The sequence below is a fragment of the Carnobacteriaceae bacterium zg-C25 genome, assembly GCA_017945845.1.
GTDB lineage: Bacteria > Bacillota > Bacilli > Lactobacillales > Aerococcaceae > WM01.
The window spans coordinates 1,376,528-1,398,273 of sequence record CP072828.1; the positions used below are offsets into that span (position 1 = coordinate 1,376,528).

A 21,746-nucleotide genomic window follows, 5' to 3' on the forward strand; every position below is an offset into this window, starting at 1 on the left:
TTTTACTTTTTCAAGTGTATTTATTCACAAAAAAATGAATTTTAGTATATAATAGTCATAACAACACACTTTTAGAAAGAAGGGTTATTATGCGACTAGTCAACACCACAAACTCAAACTCGGAACTGATTAAAGAGCAACTGGAAAATACGGATGCTCATTTAGTTGAAACGTATTCATTAGGTAATACAACTGTGATTTATACACAAGCTCGAACACACGACAATTTAATTGTCTTAAATAAAAAGCGGGCGGTGCGTGATACAGAAATCGATTTTGTGGTACAACATTTATTCAAAACGACATGTAATGACCCTAAAATTGAAGTGATTCATTGCGATTATTTTATTGAAATTTCATTAGACAAATAAGTTTACAACTATACTAGCGGGGGTGACGGCATGCGCCGTCACCCCTATTTGACATAAAACTTTTAATTTGAGAAATTTTGTTTACATGTCATTAGAGTTGAAAGCTTATGCCATCAACCTTAAAAATGATATAGCCACTTTTTCACCAACACCAGATATTATAAAACCTAACATTCCTCGTTATCGGTTAATAAAGTCGCTTAATTTTTGATCACCAACACCATTTGACATAGAACCAAATAGTATAGAACACCTTTTATTTGTGAATATGCCACACAAAAAGCCCCGAATAAACGGGGCTTTTACTTTTTAATTTGGCTTAATCTAATGTTAAATCTGCTTCGTTTGTTACTTCGTAATCAATGTCAGCAATGCTGTAAACACCTTCAGTCTTATTGTTCATCACTTCTGGTTGCATTTTACGGTAACGTAACATCCCTGTACCAGCAGGAATAATTTTACCGATAATAACATTTTCTTTTAGACCTAATAAACGATCGCGTTTGCCACGAATTGCAGCATCCGTCAACACGCGTGTTGTTTCTTGGAATGATGCAGCAGATAAGAAACTGTTTGTTTCTAACGATGCTTTCGTAATACCTAATAACACTGGACGTGCCGTTGCTGGTGTATCGCCTTGCATTAACGTTGATAAGTTACGTTCTGTAAAGTCTGCAATATCCATTAATGTACCCGGTAAAATTTCTGTTGCCCCCGGATCCATAACGCGCACTTTACGTAACATTTGACGTACCATTACTTCGACGTGTTTATCGCCGATTTCAACACCTTGCATACGGTATACTTTTTGAACTTCACGTAATAAGTAAGTTTCCACTGACAACACATCACGTACACGTAACAATTCTTTTGGATCAATTGACCCTTCTGTCAACGCATCTCCACGACGAACGTCATCACCTTTCTCAACTTTTAATCGAGATGTGTATGGTACGTTGTATGTACGTGTATCTGTTGTTCCTTGAATCGTCACATCTTTACTGCGGTCACTTGCATTTTCAACAACATCAACAACTTGTCCAGAAACTTCTGTAATGACTGCACGACCTTTAGGATTACGCGCTTCAAAAATTTCTTGGATACGTGGTAAACCTTGAGTGATATCGTCTCCGGCAACCCCACCCGTATGGAACGTACGCATCGTTAACTGTGTACCAGGCTCACCGATAGATTGTGCAGCAATAATACCAACTGCCTCACCAACTTCTACTTCGCTACCTGTTGCTAAGTTGCGACCATAACAATGTTTACATACACCATGACGTGTATTACATGTAAATACGGAACGGATTGTTGCTTCTTCAACGCCCGCCTCAACTGCACGACGTGCATCGTCTTCTGTAATTAACGCTTCAGCAGGTACAATCACTTCTTTTGTTTCTGGATGAATAATTGAGCGTTTTGCATAACGTCCGATTAAACGTTCTTCTAAACTTTCAATAACTTCATTGCCTTCTTTAATCGCACGAATCGTTAAACCACGATCTGTTCCACAATCTGTTTCACGAATGATGACATCTTGTGCAACGTCTACTAAACGACGTGTTAAGTAACCTGAATCGGCTGTTTTCAAGGCCGTGTCGGTCATCCCTTTACGCGCACCGTGTGTTGAAATAAACATCTCTAAAACGGATAATCCTTCACGGAAGTTAGATGTAATCGGTAACTCCATAATACGTCCGTTAGGAGCTGCCATCAAACCACGCATACCCGCTAACTGAGTAAAGTTGGAAATGTTACCACGTGCACCTGAATCACTCATCATGAAAATAGGGTTACGTTCATCTAACGATTTCATTAACGCCACTTGAATGTCATCTTTTGCAGCATTCCATGTAGCAATAACATTTTGATAACGCTCATCATCTGTAATTAAACCACGACGGAATTGTGTCGTAATTTTATCTACTTTTTTATGTGCTTCATCTAAAATGTCTTTTTTCGCTTCCAAGTTCGTAATATCCGCAATACCAACTGTAATACCTGAACGTGTAGAATAGCTGTAACCTAAGTTTTTCATCTTATCTAACATTTCAGATGTTTGTGTAATGTGGAAACGTTTGAACACTTCCGCAATAATGTTTCCAAGATTTTTCTTCTTAAACGGTTTAACAATCTCTTGATTTTGAATAAATTCAACAACGTTAACACCTTTTTCCACAAAATACTTATCTGGTGTTGCCACTTCCAAGTTTTCTTGTGTTGGCTCATTTAAGTATGGGAACTCAACAGGCATAATTTCGTTGAAGAAAATTTTACCTACAGTTGTGACTAATAAACACTCTTTTTGAGCATCTGTAAACGGTTTGTCACCTAATGCATTTGGAGCAATAGCTACACGCGTATGTAAGTGGACATATCCGTTTTGATAAGCTGTTTTCACCTCATCGACTGTGGCAAAAATCATTCCCTCACCAACACGACCTGCAGATTCCATTGTTAAATAGTAGTTTCCTAAAACCATATCTTGAGACGGTGTAACAACTGGTTTTCCATCTTTAGGGTTAAGGATGTTTTGCGCTGCTAGCATTAATAAACGCGCTTCGGCTTGCGCCTCTTGACCTAATGGTACGTGTACGGCCATTTGGTCCCCGTCAAAGTCGGCGTTATACGCCTCACATACTAGCGGGTGCAGACGAATAGCACGACCTTCAACCAATGTTGGTTCAAAAGCTTGGATACCTAAACGGTGTAATGTCGGTGCGCGGTTTAATAATACTGGGTGCTCACGAATGACTTCTGCTAAAACTTTCCATACATCGTCATCTTGACGATCAATTTTACGTTTTGCATTTTTAATGTTTCCTGCCAATTCACGCTCTACCAATTCTTTCATGACGAACGGTTTAAATAATTCAATCGCCATTTCTTTTGGTAAACCACATTGGTACATTTTCAAGTTAGGTCCAACAACGATAACTGAACGACCAGAGTAGTCAACACGTTTACCTAATAAGTTTTGACGTAGACGTCCTTGTTTCCCTTTCAACATGTGTGATAGAGATTTCAATGGACGGTTTCCAGCTCCAACAACTGGACGGCCACGACGACCATTATCGATTAAGGCGTCAACCGCTTCTTGTAACATACGTTTTTCGTTTTGAACGATAATTGTTGGCGCGTTAATTTCTAATAAACGTTTCAAACGGTTATTACGGTTAATCACACGACGGTATAAATCGTTTAAGTCACTTGTCGCAAAACGACCACCGTCTAACTGTACCATTGGACGTAAGTCAGGTGGAATAACTGGAATGGTATCCATTACCATCCAACTTGGGTCGTTTTTAGAATTGCGAAACGCATCTAAAATATCTAAACGACGAATGGCACGAGTACGTTTTTGACCTTGTGCTGTTTTTAATTCTTCTTTTAATTCAGCAACTTCTGTTTCTAAATCAACACGACGTAACAATTGTTGGATGGCTTCAGCACCCATCATGGCCGTAAATTGATTACCATATTTTAATTTATGTTCACGATATTCACGTTCACTTAATAATTGTTTTGCTTCTAAATCTGTCGTTCCTGGATCCACAACAACATAAGACGCAAAATAAATGACTTCTTCTAATGCACGTGGACTCATATCTAATACAAGACCCATACGGCTAGGAATACCTTTAAAGTACCATACATGCGTTACTGGAGCAGCTAATTCGATGTGACCTAAACGTTCACGACGCACTTTCGCACGTGTCACTTCTACACCACAACGATCACATTTTACACCTTTATAACGAATGCGTTTGTATTTCCCACAAGAACATTCCCAATCTTTTGTTGGTCCAAAGATTTTTTCACAGAATAACCCGTCACGCTCTGGTTTTAACGTACGATAGTTAATTGTTTCTGGTTTCGTTACCTCACCAAATGACCATTGGCGAATTTTATCAGGCGATGCTAACGAAATCTGCATGCTATCAAAATTATTTACATCTATCAAGGGGCTACCTCCCTTTTGGTTATTTTTATTTGAGCTGCCCAAAGCCCGTAAAATTATGTGCTAGGCTATTGATTGTCAATAGCCTATTTGCACTACATTTCTAAATCACCGTTAAATTCATCTTCATCTAACGAGCCAAATTCATCAACTTCAATATATTCTTCTTCAACTTGATGTTCTTCGTCCACTTGTTTTAGACGATCTACATATTCATCTAAAAGACTTCTATTAACAAGTTCATCTTCATCGTCCATATCACGTAACTCAATTTCATCATCATTTTCATCTAATACTTTCATATCAAGACCAAGTGATTGCAATTCTTTAACTAATACGCGGAACGCTTCTGGAACACCAGGTTTTGGAATTTGTTGACCTTTAACAATCGCTTCATATGTTTTCACACGACCGACTGTATCGTCTGATTTATACGTTAAAATTTCTTGTAACGTGTATGCTGCACCGTAAGCTTCAAGTGCCCAAACTTCCATCTCACCAAAACGTTGTCCACCGAATTGTGCTTTACCACCCAGCGGTTGTTGTGTTACTAATGAGTAAGGTCCTGTTGAACGCGCGTGTAACTTGTCATCAACCATGTGGGCCAACTTAATCATGTACATCACACCAACAGATACGCGGTTATCGAACGGTTCACCTGTTCGACCATCGTAAAGAATCGTTTTAGCGTCACTAGCTAAGCCCGCTTCTTTAATTGTACCCCATACATCTTCATCAGATGCACCATCAAACACAGGAGTAGCGACATAAATACCTAATTCACGTGCAGCCATACCTAAGTGCAACTCTAGCACTTGTCCGATATTCATACGTGAAGGTACCCCTAATGGATTTAACATAATATCAACTGGTGTACCATCTGGTAAGAACGGCATATCTTCTTCAGGCATAATACGTGAAACGACACCTTTATTCCCGTGACGTCCCGCCATTTTATCCCCTTCATTAATTTTACGTTTTTGGACAATGTACACACGAACAAGCATGTTCACGCCCGGTGATAATTCATCAGAGTTTTCACGACGGAAAATTTTCACATCACGAACAATACCGCCACCACCATGTGGTACTTTTAATGATGTATCACGTACTTCACGTGCTTTTTCACCAAAGATAGCGTGTAATAAACGTTCTTCTGCTGATAATTCTGTCACACCTTTAGGCGTTACTTTACCAACTAAAATGTCACCATCTTTAACTTTCGCACCGATTCGGATAATTCCAAATTCATCTAAATTACGTAACATATCTTCCCCAACGTTAGGGATTTCACGTGTAATTTCTTCTGGTCCTAATTTTGTATCACGCGCTTCAATTTCATACTCTTCAATATGAATTGACGTATACACATCATCTTTAACCAAGCGCTCGCTCATGATTACGGCATCCTCGTAGTTGTAACCTTCCCATGTCATGAAAGCGACTAATACGTTTTGTCCAAGTGCTAGTTCGCCATTTTCCATTGACGGACCATCCGCAAGAATATCACTTTTCTCAACAGCATCACCAACTTTTACTAAAGGACGTTGATTATTACTTGTCCCCGCATTAGAACGTGCAAATTTTGTAACGGCATACTTATCTAAAGATCCGTTTTCACGACGCACACGAATTTCGTTTGCATCAACATATTCAACCACACCATCATGTTTCGCGATTAACGCTGCGCCTGAGTCGTGTGCCGCTTTATATTCCATACCCGTTCCAACAAATGGTGCTTTAGGGTTAATCAATGGAACAGCTTGACGTTGCATGTTCGCACCCATTAACGCACGGTTTGAGTCGTCGTTTTCCAAGAATGGAATACATGCTGTCGCTACGGCAACAACCTGTTTTGGAGAAACGTCCATGTAATCTACTTTTTCAATGGATACTTCTAAGTTACCTTGTGATGAACGTGCCATAACAACCGGATTGACAAAGCTACCATCTTCATTTAATGGTGAGTTTGCTTGCGCAATCACTAAGTTCGCTTCTTCATCTGCTGTTAAGTATTCAATACGGTCTGTAACTTTATGCGTACTTGAATCAACACGTCTATACGGCGTTTCAATAAAACCATATTTATTAATTTTTGCATATGACGATAAACTGTTAATCAAACCAATGTTTGGCCCTTCAGGCGTTTCAATCGGACACATACGACCATAGTGAGAATTATGAACGTCACGCACTTCGTATCCCGCACGGTCCCTTGTTAAACCACCAGGCCCTAACGCTGATAAACGACGTTTGTGTGCTAACTCACTCAATGGGTTTGTTTGGTCCATGAATTGTGACAACTGTGAAGAACCGAAAAATTCTTTAATCGCCGCAACAACAGGACGAACGTTAATTAACGTTTGTGGCACAACTGTTTCAACATCTTGAATTGACATACGTTCACGTACCACACGCTCCATACGTGTTAAACCAACACGCATTTGATTTTGTAGTAATTCACCTACTGAACGAATACGTCTGTTTCCTAAATGGTCGATATCATCAATATCACCAATACCGTAAGACAAGTTTAAGAAATAGTTTAATGACGTCATAATATCTGCTGCCGTTAGACTTTTCACATCTTCAGCAATCGTTGCATTCCCAATAATATGTAGCACTTTATCCGCATCCACTGGAGAATAAACTTTTACAACTTGTAACGTTACTGGATCTGTAACAACCGCATCTGCACTTGGTTCTAATACAATTGTATTTAATCCGTTCGCAAAATGTGGTGCCAAGTTTTCTAAAACATCTTTTTCTAAAACTGTCCCTGAAACTGCTAAAACTTCACCCGTTTCAACATCTACCAAGTTTTCAGCCAACGTTAAACCAAGCAAACGATTTGCCAAATCTAATTTTTTATTCACTTTGTAGCGACCAACCGGAGCTAAGTCGTAACGTTTTGCATCAAAGAAACGTGCAAACAATAAGTTACGTGAGCTATCAGCCGTTTTAGGTTCCCCCGGACGTAAACGGTCATAAATATCTTTTAACGCTTCTTCAACACGTGTATCAGACAGATTTTTATGCACATCTTTTTCAATTGTATTTTTCAATTGTTCATCTGGTCCAAAAATATCTAAAATTTGATCGTCTGAACCAAAACCTAACGCACGAACCAATGCTGACGCTGGCAATTTACGTGTACGGTCGATACGTGCATACGCAACGTCTTTAGCGTCCGATTCAAATTCTAACCATGCTCCTCGGTTAGGAATTAATGTCGTACCAAATGTGCGTTTACCGTTTTTGTCCATTTTATCGTTGTAGTAAACACCCGGTGAACGTACTAATTGCGATACAATAACACGTTCAGCACCGTTAATAATGAACGTCCCCATTTCAGTCATTAATGGAAACTCACCGAAAAATACTTCTTGATCTTTCACTTCACCAGATTCTTTGTTAATTAAACGTAATTTAACATACATTGGTGCGGAATAGTTTACATCACGATTACGTGACTCACCTAAATCATATTTAGGTTCTTGAAATTGATAATCTAAAAATTCTAACTGTAATTTACCGGCATGGTCTTCGATCGGTGAAATATCACGTAACACATCGCGAATCCCCTCTTGTAAAAACCACTCGTATGAATCCGTTTGGATTTCAATTAAGTTAGGTAACTCTAACACTTCGCTGATTCGTGCATAGCTGCGACGAATGCGATGTTTACCGTATTGAACATTTTGTCCTGCCACTACTGTCACCTCAAATATATATTTTTTGTTACAAATATTACAAATACGTTACAAAATCTGTTTGTAGGCATAAAAAAGGCAAAAGAAAATCGTGAAACACTCTTATTCTTTTGCTGAAAAAGCCTTTTAAATCAACGATTGGACAATATTTCAACCCTTAATTTCAGACAATATAATTCGTTTTGCGTTCTGATATTATACACGTTTTTAGCGTATATGTCAAAAAAATACTGCTACTACAGCTCTTTTTCTGATTTGGAAACACACACCTATTTTAAAATAAAATGTTCAGACTGTTTTTAGTATAAATCACCGTTTTTTCACAAAATTTAGCGTTAATTTTTGGATTATCCACAAAATTCGCCATGTTATCCACCGTTTTTTGTGGATAACTTTGTTACACACGATAAAATCACACTTTTTAAAGATGTTTCACAACTGATTTATCCACAAAAACAAATTTTATCCCCAAGCCATTTGTGTATAACCACAAATTATGGACAAAACCTAAAAAAACACCCCTACATTTAGGGGTGTTTCATCGGGATATTTTAGCTATCCACATTGGTTTGTGTATTATATATCTATATTTATTTTAGCGAACAACACGCGTTCCTGTACCGTTACTCAAATAACTTTCAATATTTTCTAACGACGTAATAACCGCTTCTCCTTCGGGATAATTTGTTACAAAATCAATAGCCGCCTTAACTTTTGGTAGCATAGACCCTTCAGCAAATTGTTTTTCGTCAATATATTGTTCTAATTGACTAATCGTTACTCTCTCTAACTTTTCTTGATTAGGTTGATTAAAGTTAACATATACGTTATCTACACCTGTCAAAATAATTAATTTATCTACACGTAATATTTCCGCTAATTTTGCAGAAGCAAAATCTTTATCAATAACTGCTTCCACACCTTTTAATTGACCATCTTTACGAACAAGTGGAATACCTCCACCACCGCAAGCAATGGTAATAATTTCATTATCTACTAATAATTGAATAACATCACTTTCAACAATATTAACCGGTTTTGGTGAAGCAACAACTTTACGATACCCACGACCAGAATCTTCAATGAATTGATCACCTGTTTCTTCATGTAATCGAGCTGCATCTTCTTGTGTCAAAAACGGACCAATTGGTTTTGTCAATTTTACAAACGCTGGGTCATCCGCTGAAACTTCCACTTGCGTTAAAACAGTGGCTACTTTTTTATCAATACCTTTTTGATTTAAAATATCTTGCATTCGATTTTGTAACCAATAACCGATACTCCCTTGTGTCATCGCAACGCAAGTATCTAATGGCAATGCCGGATTTTTTGGCGAATGAGCCGCTGCTTGTTGCAACAACAAATTACCAACTTGCGGACCATTTCCATGACTAATAATTAATTGATACCCAGATTCTACTAATCTTGTGAGTTGTTTGGCGGTTTTTTCTAACGCCTCCATTTGACCATTCGCTGTTGGATCATCTGTTAATATAGCATTTCCACCTAATGCCACTAATATTTTTTGTGTCATTTTTTATCTCCTTTAAATTAAGTAAACACACATTTGTATATGACGTCTACACGTCTGAAGTGAATTTTGAATTGATAAACTATAACTGGTGATCACCCTTATTTGCATTTTGCTCATCATTAACAAGCTACGTTATTGATACTTTTTCTTATTCCATCACTTTTTATAGTTGTTGGAGCGATATTTTATTACGCCACATCACGAGCTGTCATGCGGTCTACAACAACCGCTGAGAATACATCTGAATTAACATTTGTAATCGTTCTTAACATACCAACAAACCATTCAACACCAGCAAACAATGCCACGCTTTCTATCGGCAATCCTAATTGCGGTACAATAATCGCTAAAGATACAAGTCCCGCACCAGGCACAACAGCATTTGCTAGCGAAATAAATGTTGCTAAAATACCGATATACAACAATTTTGTAATATCAAATGGTATACCGTATAATTGACCAATTGTCACAACGGTTATTGCCATATGCATCGCTGAACCGTTACTATTTAAGGACACACCCATAGGTAAAACTAAGTCAACAACACGTTTTCTAACACCTAACTTATTGTATGTATCTTCCATAGCAATCGGTAATGTAACCGCTGATGATGTGGTAGCTAACGCTACAACCGACATTGTTTTCATACCCAAAACAATAGATTTAATTGATTTTTTACAATATAGCGATACAACGAGTACCCACGCACCTAAAAACGTTACGGTTGCAACACCAAATACAAGTAAATATTTAATCATTGGTAATAGAATATCTACACCTAGTCGACCAACAGATACGGCAATCATTGCAAATATACCGATTGGCGCAAATTTCATGACTAGACCAATTAAATTCATAATAATGTCGTTACATTCAATCAACAACGGCAAAACAATATTATCTTTTTGTTTGGATACATACATGTTTAGCGCTATACCCATAAAAATGGCAAATATAATAATTTGAATAATGGTTCCGTTGGCTAATGACTCCATTATATTTTGTGGTATAAAGGACACTATTGTTTCAGTTAAATTGATGGTTTGAGCTTGAATGGTACTATCACTAACTTGTGGTACGGTGATACCTGCGCCAGCTTGAAGAACTGTCGCAAATAAAATACCCCAGTAAGCAGCAATGAGTGACGACAATCCAAAAATGACAATTGTTTTAATTCCCATTGCAGAAAGATCTTTTCTATCTAGAGTTCCTAAAGCTTGTACAACTTGACCTAACACCAACAATGGAATACCCATTTGCATTGCTCTTAAAAATGTTTTTCCAAAAACGTCTAATACAGAAGCGGATTCTTTAAAAATGACTCCGATAATTACACCACATAATATGGCTATAAGAATTTTTCTGATAAAGTATTTATCGCTCATTTTTACTCACCTTCTTTTCTATAGAGTATCTCAGCTTTTTTTAGTATCTTTTGCAATAACCATGAAGAACACTAATCCAATACCTAACAATACGGCTGCTAGATAGAAACCAACTTGCATTGAACCTACACTATCTGCTAAATATCCTGTAACGTATGGCGCTAAAATTGAACCAGACATTCCGATAAAGTTATACGCACTTAATGTAGTAGATAAACTACCTTTTGGTGCATATGCATTTACATAAGAAATCAAAATTGGGTCTAACGCCAATTTACCAGTCAATCCGTATAACACTAATACCGCAATTAATAATGTTTGATCGGTTACATTTGCAATTAAGAAGACGGATAATAATGCTAGTGGCATTAAAAATAGCATCATTTTTTTCGTGCTACCAATTTTATCTTTCATTGTGGCAAATAATAATGCACCTGGAATAGATGCCCATGGCACTAGAGAAGCGATAAATCCTACACTATTTCCACTAAATCCACGTTCTTGAATTAAAAATGATGGTAACCATGTTAAGATAACAAAGTTTGCATAAATACTTACAAAACAAACAACAAATACGGCTACTAAATTTTTATTACCAAAAATTTGTTTTAACGTTACTTTTTCTTGTATTTCTTGAGTTGTTTCTTCAACTGGTACTACAGGCACATCGTTATATGTAACGCGTTCTTTTAATAAAGTGTAAAATAGCACACCGACAATCGCGGTTGGTACAGCTACCATGTAAAACGGTTGACTCCAATGCGCACCACCTTCTAACACAATCGAACTAGAAAGTAAAAATCCACCAGATGTACCGAATGCCATACCACTATTGATTAAAGCATTACCTAATGTGACTTTATTTTTTGGAATAGCTTCACTAGACATGGCATATTGCGGACCGTAGTATGCACCTTGTGCGATACCGGCTAATGCGCGAATCCATAAAAACATTGTAAAGGTTTGAGCTAACCCACTTAAAAATGTTGTAAGCGCTAATCCGAAAAATCCTACTGTAATAACTAATTTACGCCCATATTTATCACCCAAAATTCCAAATGGAATTTGTGCAAAAGCGTACGTTAAGAAAAATATACTATTGGCTAACCCTAAATCTGTTTTAGATAAACCGAATTGTTTACCAACTTCACCCATTACGGGATTAAATACGGTTCGTGTGGCGTACATTAAAATCCAACCTAGGAAAAACAATACGACCAATCGAATCCAATAACTTTGATTGACTTTTTCAACTTTATGTTTCATCGTGTATTCCTCCAAATTTATTGATAACAAAAGTAATTGCCATAGCGAATCCGAATAAAAAATCAACTCCCGAAGTATGTCCTATTTGTGAAACACTATCCAACGCCTTTTGTATTTTTTCTTTTTCTTTTACTTTAATCGCACAGTTTAATTCAAAAACTGGCGAAGCAACACGGTGATTTACCATCGCTTCTAAATAACAGCGACTAATGATTGTCGTGTTTAAAAAATGTGTGTGCATATTGCCTGTTAATTGATTGACACCCGTTAAAATATAAATACCAAAATGATAACCTAATAGGATGTCATCTCCACTGGGTGTTAAACCTATCCCACGACCAATTAAAAAATTCAAAACATCTTCAAATTGCTGTTTTTGTATAGGTGGTGTACATAAAATTTTTTGTACCGTTTCAAATCTGTCGCTATTTTCAATACCTATAGTTTGTCTTTTGAGAACATGATTCACCATCAGCAACAGCTCTTTACGTTCCAATTGGTTAACAGACACCTCGTGACTACACAAACAGACAATTTCACTATTTTCCCCATCTAAAACAAATGTATTTCGACGGGTATAAATTACAATTTTATGCGCTTTCAAGACTACAATATCGCCTATGCGTATACTCGCTTTTAATGTATTAAAATTTTCTTTTGACACGGCTATGCCGTAACTTGATAAATATTGACTCGAAGAAATATGTAGTAGTTGATTAGAAACACAAATATTTAGTGATGTTTCGAAGATACTATGGACTGTTCCGGTATTTCCGTATCGATGATACGGAAATACCCAGTCACTTGTTTGATAAATTTTAAAATATGGATTATTCACCAGGATATCCTTTTGAAATTGCATAGGCTTCTAACGCTTTTTCAAAACAGCCTAACGGAGCTAATACTGTTCCGGCACCCACTTGACCTAGCCCAGGTTGTTTATGCGCGATACCTGTATTGATAATTGGTGTAATACCTGTTTCAACAACTTTTCGAATATCAATACCTAATACACTACCTTCAAAATTCCAGTTTGGAATAGACCAATTTGAATTACGTGTCACACAAATACGTGCCATTTCTTGAGAAGTCGCAATCGCTTCTTGGAAACCACCAGCACCAACAAAGCGTGTTACACCCGGTGCGGCAATCATTGCCATCGCACCAACACCTACAGTTTCTGTAATAGCACTATCACCAATATCTGGGTTTCCATCTTCCTCACTAAAGCCAGTGAAGTATAAGCCACGCGGTGTATTTACCGGCGCTGTGTACCACGCATCATTTGTTTCCGCAATACGTACACCAAAGTCAACACCATTACGTGTCATTGTTGTTACAACTGTTCCTTTTGCATCTTTTCGTGCTACATCTACGATAACTTTTCCTGTTGCCATCATGATATTTAAGAAAAATTGATCTGTATCTGACAAAAATTTAATAACATCGTATTTAACTTTTGAATCAATATCTAATTGTGTAATTGCTGGAACAATTTCTTTCACAAAGTTTAATGATGCTGCGATATTACGTTGGTGGAACTCATCACCCATAGTAATTGCTTTTGCTATTAACACGTTTAAGTTAATACCCTCACCATATACTTTCAATGCACTGGCAATTGTTGGACCAAGAATATCTCTCATCCACTCTAATCGTGTTACAACTTCAGGAGAGTATGCTCCGAAACGTAATACCTTACCAATACCTTCATTCATTGTACAGTAAGCCCGCGTTTTATCCGCTTTATTTTCAACAACAAGAACCGCCATATCTCCAGACGTGATCCCACCCATTGGACCAACAGCATTCACATGATGACATGGGATGAAACGAACTGCACCACTTTCAAACAATTCACGTGCTTCTTCTTCTGTTTCTGCCCATTTTTCAAATAATGCAGCACCTAAACATGACCCTTGCATTGGACCAGTCATTGTTTCCCAAGTGATTGGTGGCCCAGCGTGTAGTAACGTTTTTTGTTGTGGATCATTTAACTCTGGAATAACTGTTTTAGCTTTCACCACATCTACCAAGAACGGCTGTACTTCTTTCATGCGTTGAACAACTGTTGCATTTTCTGCATCGATTTCTTCACTAAATTGCTCTAAGTAATTTAAAATGCTAATCATTTTTTTATTACCACCAGCAATTGGTCTCCAGTTGTATTGAACAGATTCCCCTTCGTATTTAATGATTGGTTCATTGAAGCTTTTTAGACCAATATTAATTACTTTAGGTTTTTGATGTAATAACGCTTTAACCGCTTGTGATGGTGGTGTTAGTGTTACTTGTTTACCTGAATAAGACACAACACTTTTAGCGTCTGCTTCATAGTCAACACCTTTAAATTTCAATGCTAAACGTACGGCTTTTTCATTACTTGATTCTACTAAAACACCTGCTTCTTTTAAGCGTTGAATAGTTGTTTCGTAATTTTGTGGATCGTGTTTTGTTCCGACAACAGTAGCAATAAAGTGTACGTTAGGATTTTGTGCAATGATATCTTTAATGGATGGCAATAACGCACCTGCCATATCATCATGTGCACCGTAACCTAATACAACGTCAAATAAGATAACCCCTGTATTTGCTTTAGCCGCATACTCTTTAAATTTATTTATACGTACTTCTGGGTCAATCATTGGGTGTGGACGACCTTGTGTATAAATATCATCACCTAAATCCATTACGTCGTAACCGTTATGACGTAATATATAACCTTCAGATTTGACAAGCTTGCCTAAATCAAGTGCTTCAGAAATAAGCATACCCGCTTCAGATGCTAACGTTCCACCAGAATATAAACCGATAACAACTTTATCGTCTGCCAACGTTTCATTAACAGTGTTTTCTAGCGGTTGTTGGTAACGGCTGTTTACAGCAACTCCTTTTGCTAAATCAACAGCAATACGTGCTGTTTCTTCTAAAGTATGTGCTAAGTAAACTTTACCTTCGTGATGTTCCGGTTTTTCGCCCAAGAAAATAGCAACAACTGGTTTTGAAACACTTTGTAATAACGCAACAACTTCATCACGCACTTCTTTTGCAGCAGGTTTTGAAATAACACAAATCACATCTGTTTCATCGTGATATTCTAATGCTACAATCGCATCTTTAACTGTAATTGCACCTACTTTATCAGATAAGTCACGTCCACCTGTTCCGATTGCGTGTACAACACCACAACCTAAACGGTCAATAATTGTTGCAACTTCTTGAATACCTGTACCGGACGCACCGACAATACCAATATTTCCTGGTGTAATAACGTTCGTAAAAGCAAGTGGCACACTAGAAATAACACCTGTCCCACAGTCAGGACCCATCATTAATAACCCTTTTTCGTGTGCTAGTTTTTTCAAGCGCACTTCATCTTCAATCGGTACATTGTCAGTAAATGAGAAAACATTTAAACCTTTATTTAATGCTTTTTCCATTTCTGACGCACCATATTCACCAGGAATACTAAATAACGCTAAATTAGCATCTGGCATTTGTTCTAATGCTTCTTGTAAACTTGTTACTTCTTTAGAACTTGTTGAGTCATTTTCTTTTACTGATAAATCAGATAAAAATTCATCAACCACTTCTAAAACAGCTGACTTAATTTCAGGGTTATCTGTATCAATAACGATAACCAAGTCATTTGGCGTAGCTGTTTTCGCTTCGTCAGAAAGTAATCCTCCGCTTTCTAAAATATCTTTATTAGCATCAGAACCCATCATAATCTGACTTTTGATCACACCGTCCATTGTATTAACTTGTTGAGTTAATAACATCAAGTTGATCGAGTCTTGATAATTATTTTTGATAATTTCAGTTACTAACATAAACTTTACTCCTTTGTTTTTATTTGTTAAACTAATTATAAATCGGTTATGATTGCGTTTCCATGCCATATTTTTTAGAATTTTTGCCGTTTTTTTATCCATTTGTCTAAAGGAGGAGCTATGAAAATTGTTGATTTACTCAAATTAAAATTACTAGAACACGCCAAAGTGCTTGCTGGAGAACATAAATTAGATAATATTATTGAATCCGTTATGATTATTGAAGCAATTGATATTGAACGTTGGGCAGTTAAAAACCAAGTTTTAATTACCTCTTACGCTGCTTTTCAACACCAAAATGAAGCGGCACTTCTTTTGTTTTTTGACAAAATTGCCGCAATTGGTATTAGCGGTATTATTTTTAAAATTGAACGTTTAGTTGATGAAGTTCCTCAATATTTCATTGATTTGTGCGAAACAAAAGAAATCCCTTTAATTCAAATTCCTGGAACACTAGGGTATGAATCGATTATTTTATCTATCCATGAACCAATATTAAATTATGAATCGTTTTTATTACGTCAATATTATGATGCAAATAAACAATTTTCTCCGTTTATCGATTCACGCTTTTCATATGAAGATCTTGCCCAGCAATTTGTCAATTTTACGAATCAACACATTTCACTCTCATTAGAAGATAAACTATTTACATCTAGTCAATTTGAAAAACCACTTAGTTCAAGATACTCCGAACAAATTGTGGATAATGGTTTTGCAAAACACACTTACCGGATACGTTCCTATAACACTGCGCCAGACACCACCGCAAACCATCATTACGTATACATTCACAACCATTCAGATTTCAGACAATACACTTTAACAATTCAATTGGATAGCGACACAATTGATAGTTCTCTCGTTCTAGCGATAGAAAAATTTTTAGATATTTTAGTTCAAAAAATTGACGCAGATTATTACAAAAAAAATGAACTGTTTTTACATCGTAACAAAACCATTTCTACGATTTTATTTGGCATGCATGATGATACGTACGATTTAAAACTTTTATTGGAAGACATCAATCTATTTCATCATCCGTACTATCAAATTTTATTGATTAACTTACCTAGACATATAGACGTATTAAAATTAGATACTTTAAAAAAAGCTTTTTCAAAAAGTGATATTTTATTTGTTTATTACGAGAGTAAAAATACACTTATTTTTCTATTTAACGTACATAAACCAAATCAAAAAATATCAAAAACTTTATTACAAAAACTGTTACCAAAAATCGATAATGTTCATTATTATTTAAGTACGGTAGGCACATACCAAGAAATTCGTACATTATTAACAAATACATTACGTTTAAAAGAATTTAACGATTCATTTTTCACAAGCTACATCATTGATGAAGATGATTTAGGTGTATTCAACTTTTTAATTCGTTTACCTAAAGATGATTACAATGCCGCTATTCCAAATAATCTCAAGCAGTTATTCGATAATCATTACGAACTATTTTGTACATTGCACACATTTATAAAAAATAATCTCAATTTTGCCGCAACAGCCAATGAAATGTATTTACACCACAAGACCGTCCGTTATCGTATGGGTAAAATCGAACAATTACTCAACTTAGATTTAAATAACCCTATTCAATTGACGAATTACATTATCGGCTGTGTTTTACTGCATTTAGTGAATGATCGAAAAGAAAAAGCCAACCCAAAAGCGGAGCCACATAAATTGGCGCTGTACGAATAAACACAAAAACAACGAACACGCATCAAGTCGCAGATGTACATGTCATTACATCGTGCATTCAACAGTGTTCGTTGTTTTATTTTCTTATTTTTGTATTTTTCAATTTTATCGATAACCATCATAGGCAACGTATGGCGTCTTTTATTTTCTTTTTACCCCGATACAAATGATGATTACGTCCTTTTTTCTCTTTGTTGACATAATATTTTTGATAAATTGCTTCTTTTTCTTTTTTTGTTAATGTATCGTACGCACAATCAAATTGTTCGCGAACTAATAATACGTCTAGCGGATTTAATGATTGAGAATATCCTTTTCCTACATAGTTATCCATTTCAAAAGCATCATATGAAACGCATTGCTTTTCACCACATCGTTTTTGGGTTGTTGTATTCCGTAACAATCGACAGAAATGATTGTGTAATAGCCGATTTAAATACGTAAAAAAGCAAACATTATAAGTTTCATCAAATTTTTGAATCGTACATAGCATGACTAGACGGCACTCTTGAAGCATATCATCAACGTCATACCCTTTTATACGATACCGTTTTATACTGGACTGAAAATACGGCATATAACGTTGAATCAGCATTTCAAGACAATCTTCATCCCCTAATTTATATCGCATAATCATTTCTTTTTCTGATAACAACGACAACACACTCCCCTTTGCATAATTAAGGGTTACAGTTGTCTACCACGAAAAACTTCATACATTAAAATACCCGCAGCTACACTGGCATTTAAACTTTGAACATGCCCAACCATTGGAATGGTTAATAGTTCATCACAACTTTCTTTAACTAAACGTGATACACCTTTGCCTTCATTGCCAATGACAAGCGCCAGCGCCCCTTTTACGTTCCATTGCGTATATGTTGTCCCTTGCATATCTGTCGCAAATACCCAAACACCACGTTTTTTTAACTCTTCAATCGTTTGCGTTAAATTCGTGACGCGTACAACACTCACGTGTTCAATGGCACCTGTTGATGTTTTTGCCACAACTGACGTCAAACTGACCGCGCGTCTTTTTGGAATGATAATACCATGCGCTCCAACCGCATCGGCTGTTCGCATAATAGACCCTAAATTATGCGGATCTTCAATTCCATCTAATATCAGTATGAACGGTTCTTCGCCTTTTTGCTGTGCTTTTTCGAAAATATCTTCCAATTGAGCATAGGCGTGCGCCGCAACGGTTGCAATAACACCTTGATGAACTGCATGATTAGACAATGTATCTAATTTTGTTTTTGGTACAGACTGAACTTGTATCCCTTTCTTTTTAGCTAATGTCAGTATCTCATTGATTTTTTCACCAGACAATTCACTTTGTATAAAAAGTTTATTAACATCACGATTTCCCTTTAATAACTCAATGACAGGAACACGTCCCATAACAAAATCATTATCAACGGCGTCCTCTTCTACTTTTTGTACAAACGGCTCTTTTTTTGTGACTACTTTTCTATTTTTGTAATGTCCACGCTTATTTTGTTGTTTCTTTTCCATTTTTGTCTCCTATATACGCAAAACTCCATGCAATCAGTTCTTCAAGACGATTGATTTGTTTATCTAAATGTAAATAACCCATCAACGCTTCAAACCCAGTTGCAACACGATACGTTAAAATATCAGTATTTTTTGCTGACGTTGCACTTTTTGTATTCCGCCCACGCTTATAAATAGCGATTTCTTGTTCGCTTAACAACCCGTCACAATCTAACATCGCTTGCATAATCATTGCTTGTGCTTTTGCCGATACAAATTGTGTTGAAGCACGATGCAAATGGTTCGGTTTTGTAATCCCGTTTCGCACCAAGTAATCCCGCACATAAATTTCATAAATGGCATCTCCAACATACGCCAAAGTTAGCCCGTTTAAATAATCAAATTGTCCCATATTTTCCCTTTGCTGTGGTGTATATCCAACGCATTAAATACGCAACGCTCAACTCACACCACCATCATTATTGTCCTTGACAGTATAACATAAAAAGCACAACAACCGTTACCCCTAATGAAGTAACGACTGTTGAACAATAGATAAATCGTTATCCATGTAAATTATTTAACCATGTATGTCACCATAACTTGCAGAAGTGGGCAACTGACTATTGTAATTTGCATTACTTTTTTAATCTAATGTACTTTCTATATTTTGACTTTACTTTATTTATCAATTATCAGACTTTCATTACTAACCAATCCATTTCCAATAGATTATAAAAATCATTTGTTCTCATATTTTCCTCCTTGTTTTTTTGAATAAAAAAGTCAATAGAATATCATTTTCTATCGCCGAATTTCCATACTATGTTTTACTTTGTATTTTTCTATTTAATTCCTGTTCATATTTTTCTATTTCTTCTAGCATTTCATCAAATTTAGGTTTCTCCCCAAATATCATGTTTTTCATACTATCATAATCTTTAGAAAATATTTCTAATGCTTCTTTATTAGGAATAAGTTTTAAATTTCCCTTCATGATTGCATCATATTTAGCCCAATTAGAAGTATAAAACTTTTTCTTAAAGTCAATTACTGAAGATAATAGTTCCATATTCATGAAGCTATCTTTCCTCATTTCTGTACATACCATTTGATATACATCATAGAAGTGTCTTGAATATCTTGATGGATAGTTTCCGTTTACTCTATTTGCTTCTCTGTGAAGAATCGTAATCTTTTCATAGAAAGTTCGTAACGAATCTACAGCTATTACCTCTATTTCTTCATCAAATACATTGGGATAGACCTCTTTAATATAGGTTTGTATTTTTCGTCTATTTGCTGGAATAGGTTCTGCTAGACTTCCAAATTCTAAACGTATAACTTGCAATATAGAACTATCTTTATGATTTTTTGGATAATCAAAACAAATCGTCTGTTCATCATTTTCATCAATATAAAAGCAAAAATCTCTATCTTTTAATATTTCTTTAAAATCTTTTTCTAAAGTATAAAGTACCTCTTCCTTTAGAAAAACTTTTGTATCTTCATTTAACTTGTCATTGAATTTTGATTGCTTTGTATTACTTCTTTCCTCATAAGGTTCTTTTTCCCCATAACCTAATACTCTCCAGTCAAGTGCAAGATCAATATCTTCTGAAAAACGTTTAATCAGTTTGTATACTTTAGATAGGCTGGTTCCACCTTTAAATACGATATTATCCTTATATTTAAAGCTTCCAAACAAATAATTCAATATCACACAAACCCATAAATCTTTCTCAATAATTGCCTTTGAAAGATTTAATTTATCTGATGTATTCTGTATAACAAGCTCTAATTCTTCGTTTGATAAATCTAATATTCTATTCATATCGTTGATCCTCTATTTTATTTAAAACTTCTTGAATCCAAAAAGGAAGTTTTAAAGTATCTTTTTTCAAGTCTTCCTTAATGTTCTTACTAAAAATCGCTAATTTCTTAATGTTTTCATTTGTAATACGATCCTTACCAAGTGCTTTTATTGCTTGTATCAAAATAGACAGTTTTTTTGAGTATGATGTAATATTTCGATTAGTCGTATGCTTAAAAATAATCTTTTTATTTCGATATTCATACTCTCTATATGCTCCATCTGAAATATAAATATACTCATTAGGTACTTGTGTAGATAGTCCTGTATAATTTAGTGCAGTATCTCCTGTTGGAGCAATCGTCCAAGAAAATTTTTCTGCAATTTTTTCTGCTACTTTATTTGTATCAGGATACGAGTATTCATTCAATATTTCACTATATTTTGGCATTGTGTATAATCCATCTATTAATCTCTCTATTTTATTTTCTTCATTCAAGCGATATAAAATAGATTTAACAGTATTTTTTGTACCTAAAGAATAAAAATCATGAATTGAATAAATTTCGCCTTGATTTTCTCTCATTGTCTTTTCAACCTCATTTGTGATTGTTGTCATAAAAGTCACCCCCCTTGCACCTAAAATTATAT

14 protein-coding genes are annotated in these 21,746 nt (G+C 35.8%); 2 read left to right on the forward strand and 12 right to left on the reverse strand.

Translation table 11 applies throughout. From position 1 onward, the window contains the following. The first annotated feature begins 89 nt into the window (after positions 1 to 89). Positions 90 to 371, forward strand: coding sequence for a DUF1827 family protein (locus J7S27_06510; protein QTU82916.1), 282 nt, complete (start codon positions 90 to 92; stop codon positions 369 to 371). A gap of 319 nt (positions 372 to 690) precedes the next feature. On the opposite strand, the gene rpoC is transcribed toward J7S27_06510, so the two are convergent. From rpoC to fdrA, 7 genes are all read right to left on the reverse strand, one after another. Beyond that, complete coding sequence (gene rpoC / locus J7S27_06515) at positions 691 to 4,338, reverse strand: DNA-directed RNA polymerase subunit beta' (GenBank protein QTU82917.1); 3,648 nt, start codon at positions 4,336 to 4,338, stop codon at positions 691 to 693. A 92-nt stretch (positions 4,339 to 4,430) separates the two neighbouring features. Then, positions 4,431 to 8,048 carry a DNA-directed RNA polymerase subunit beta gene (rpoB, locus tag J7S27_06520; GenBank protein ID QTU82918.1) on the reverse strand — a complete coding sequence of 1,206 codons (3,618 nt, stop codon included), beginning with the start codon at positions 8,046 to 8,048 and terminating at the stop codon, positions 4,431 to 4,433. 595 nt (positions 8,049 to 8,643) lie between these two features. Then, the gene (gene arcC, locus J7S27_06525) at positions 8,644 to 9,582 is read right to left on the reverse strand and encodes a carbamate kinase (protein QTU82919.1); all 939 of its coding nucleotides are present in this window, start codon (positions 9,580 to 9,582) and stop codon (positions 8,644 to 8,646) included. A gap of 188 nt (positions 9,583 to 9,770) precedes the next feature. Then, the gene (locus tag J7S27_06530) at positions 9,771 to 10,967 is read right to left on the reverse strand and encodes a dicarboxylate/amino acid:cation symporter (GenBank protein ID QTU82920.1); all 1,197 of its coding nucleotides are present in this window, start codon (positions 10,965 to 10,967) and stop codon (positions 9,771 to 9,773) included. A gap of 30 nt (positions 10,968 to 10,997) precedes the next feature. After that, complete coding sequence (locus tag J7S27_06535; protein QTU82921.1) at positions 10,998 to 12,233, reverse strand: MFS transporter; 1,236 nt, start codon at positions 12,231 to 12,233, stop codon at positions 10,998 to 11,000. Further along, positions 12,223 to 13,071, reverse strand: coding sequence for a DUF2877 domain-containing protein (locus J7S27_06540; protein ID QTU82922.1), 849 nt, complete (start codon positions 13,069 to 13,071; stop codon positions 12,223 to 12,225). Before J7S27_06540 ends, J7S27_06535 begins: the two co-directional genes overlap by 11 nt. Beyond that, complete coding sequence (gene fdrA, locus J7S27_06545) at positions 13,064 to 16,066, reverse strand: acyl-CoA synthetase FdrA (protein QTU82923.1); 3,003 nt, start codon at positions 16,064 to 16,066, stop codon at positions 13,064 to 13,066. The genes J7S27_06540 and fdrA overlap by 8 nt, the downstream gene beginning before the upstream one ends. A gap of 120 nt (positions 16,067 to 16,186) precedes the next feature. Here fdrA and J7S27_06550 point away from each other — a divergent pair, with 120 nt between their 5' ends. Beyond that, positions 16,187 to 17,785, forward strand: coding sequence for a PucR family transcriptional regulator (locus tag J7S27_06550; GenBank protein ID QTU82924.1), 1,599 nt, complete (start codon positions 16,187 to 16,189; stop codon positions 17,783 to 17,785). A 118-nt stretch (positions 17,786 to 17,903) separates the two neighbouring features. Here the strand turns inward: J7S27_06550 and J7S27_06555 are convergent, their stop codons facing one another. The 5 genes from J7S27_06555 to J7S27_06575 all read right to left on the reverse strand — a co-directional run bounded on the left by J7S27_06555 (position 17,904) and on the right by J7S27_06575 (position 21,714). Next, a complete protein-coding gene (locus J7S27_06555) occupies positions 17,904 to 18,446 on the reverse strand; it encodes a sigma-70 family RNA polymerase sigma factor (protein QTU82925.1) in 543 nt (180 codons plus the stop codon). 26 nt (positions 18,447 to 18,472) lie between these two features. Next, positions 18,473 to 19,303, reverse strand: a complete 831-nt coding sequence (rlmB, locus tag J7S27_06560) for a 23S rRNA (guanosine(2251)-2'-O)-methyltransferase RlmB (protein ID QTU82926.1) — start codon at positions 19,301 to 19,303, stop codon at positions 18,473 to 18,475. After that, positions 19,281 to 19,694 carry a Mini-ribonuclease 3 gene (locus tag J7S27_06565; GenBank protein ID QTU82927.1) on the reverse strand — a complete coding sequence of 138 codons (414 nt, stop codon included), beginning with the start codon at positions 19,692 to 19,694 and terminating at the stop codon, positions 19,281 to 19,283. The genes rlmB and J7S27_06565 overlap by 23 nt, the downstream gene beginning before the upstream one ends. Positions 19,695 to 20,105: 411 nt before the next feature. After that, positions 20,106 to 21,116: a nucleotidyl transferase AbiEii/AbiGii toxin family protein gene (locus tag J7S27_06570; protein ID QTU82928.1), complete on the reverse strand. Its 1,011-nt coding sequence runs from the start codon at positions 21,114 to 21,116 to the stop codon at positions 20,106 to 20,108. Then, complete coding sequence (locus tag J7S27_06575) at positions 21,109 to 21,714, reverse strand: hypothetical protein (protein ID QTU82929.1); 606 nt, start codon at positions 21,712 to 21,714, stop codon at positions 21,109 to 21,111. Before J7S27_06575 ends, J7S27_06570 begins: the two co-directional genes overlap by 8 nt. Positions 21,715 to 21,746 lie beyond the last annotated feature (32 nt).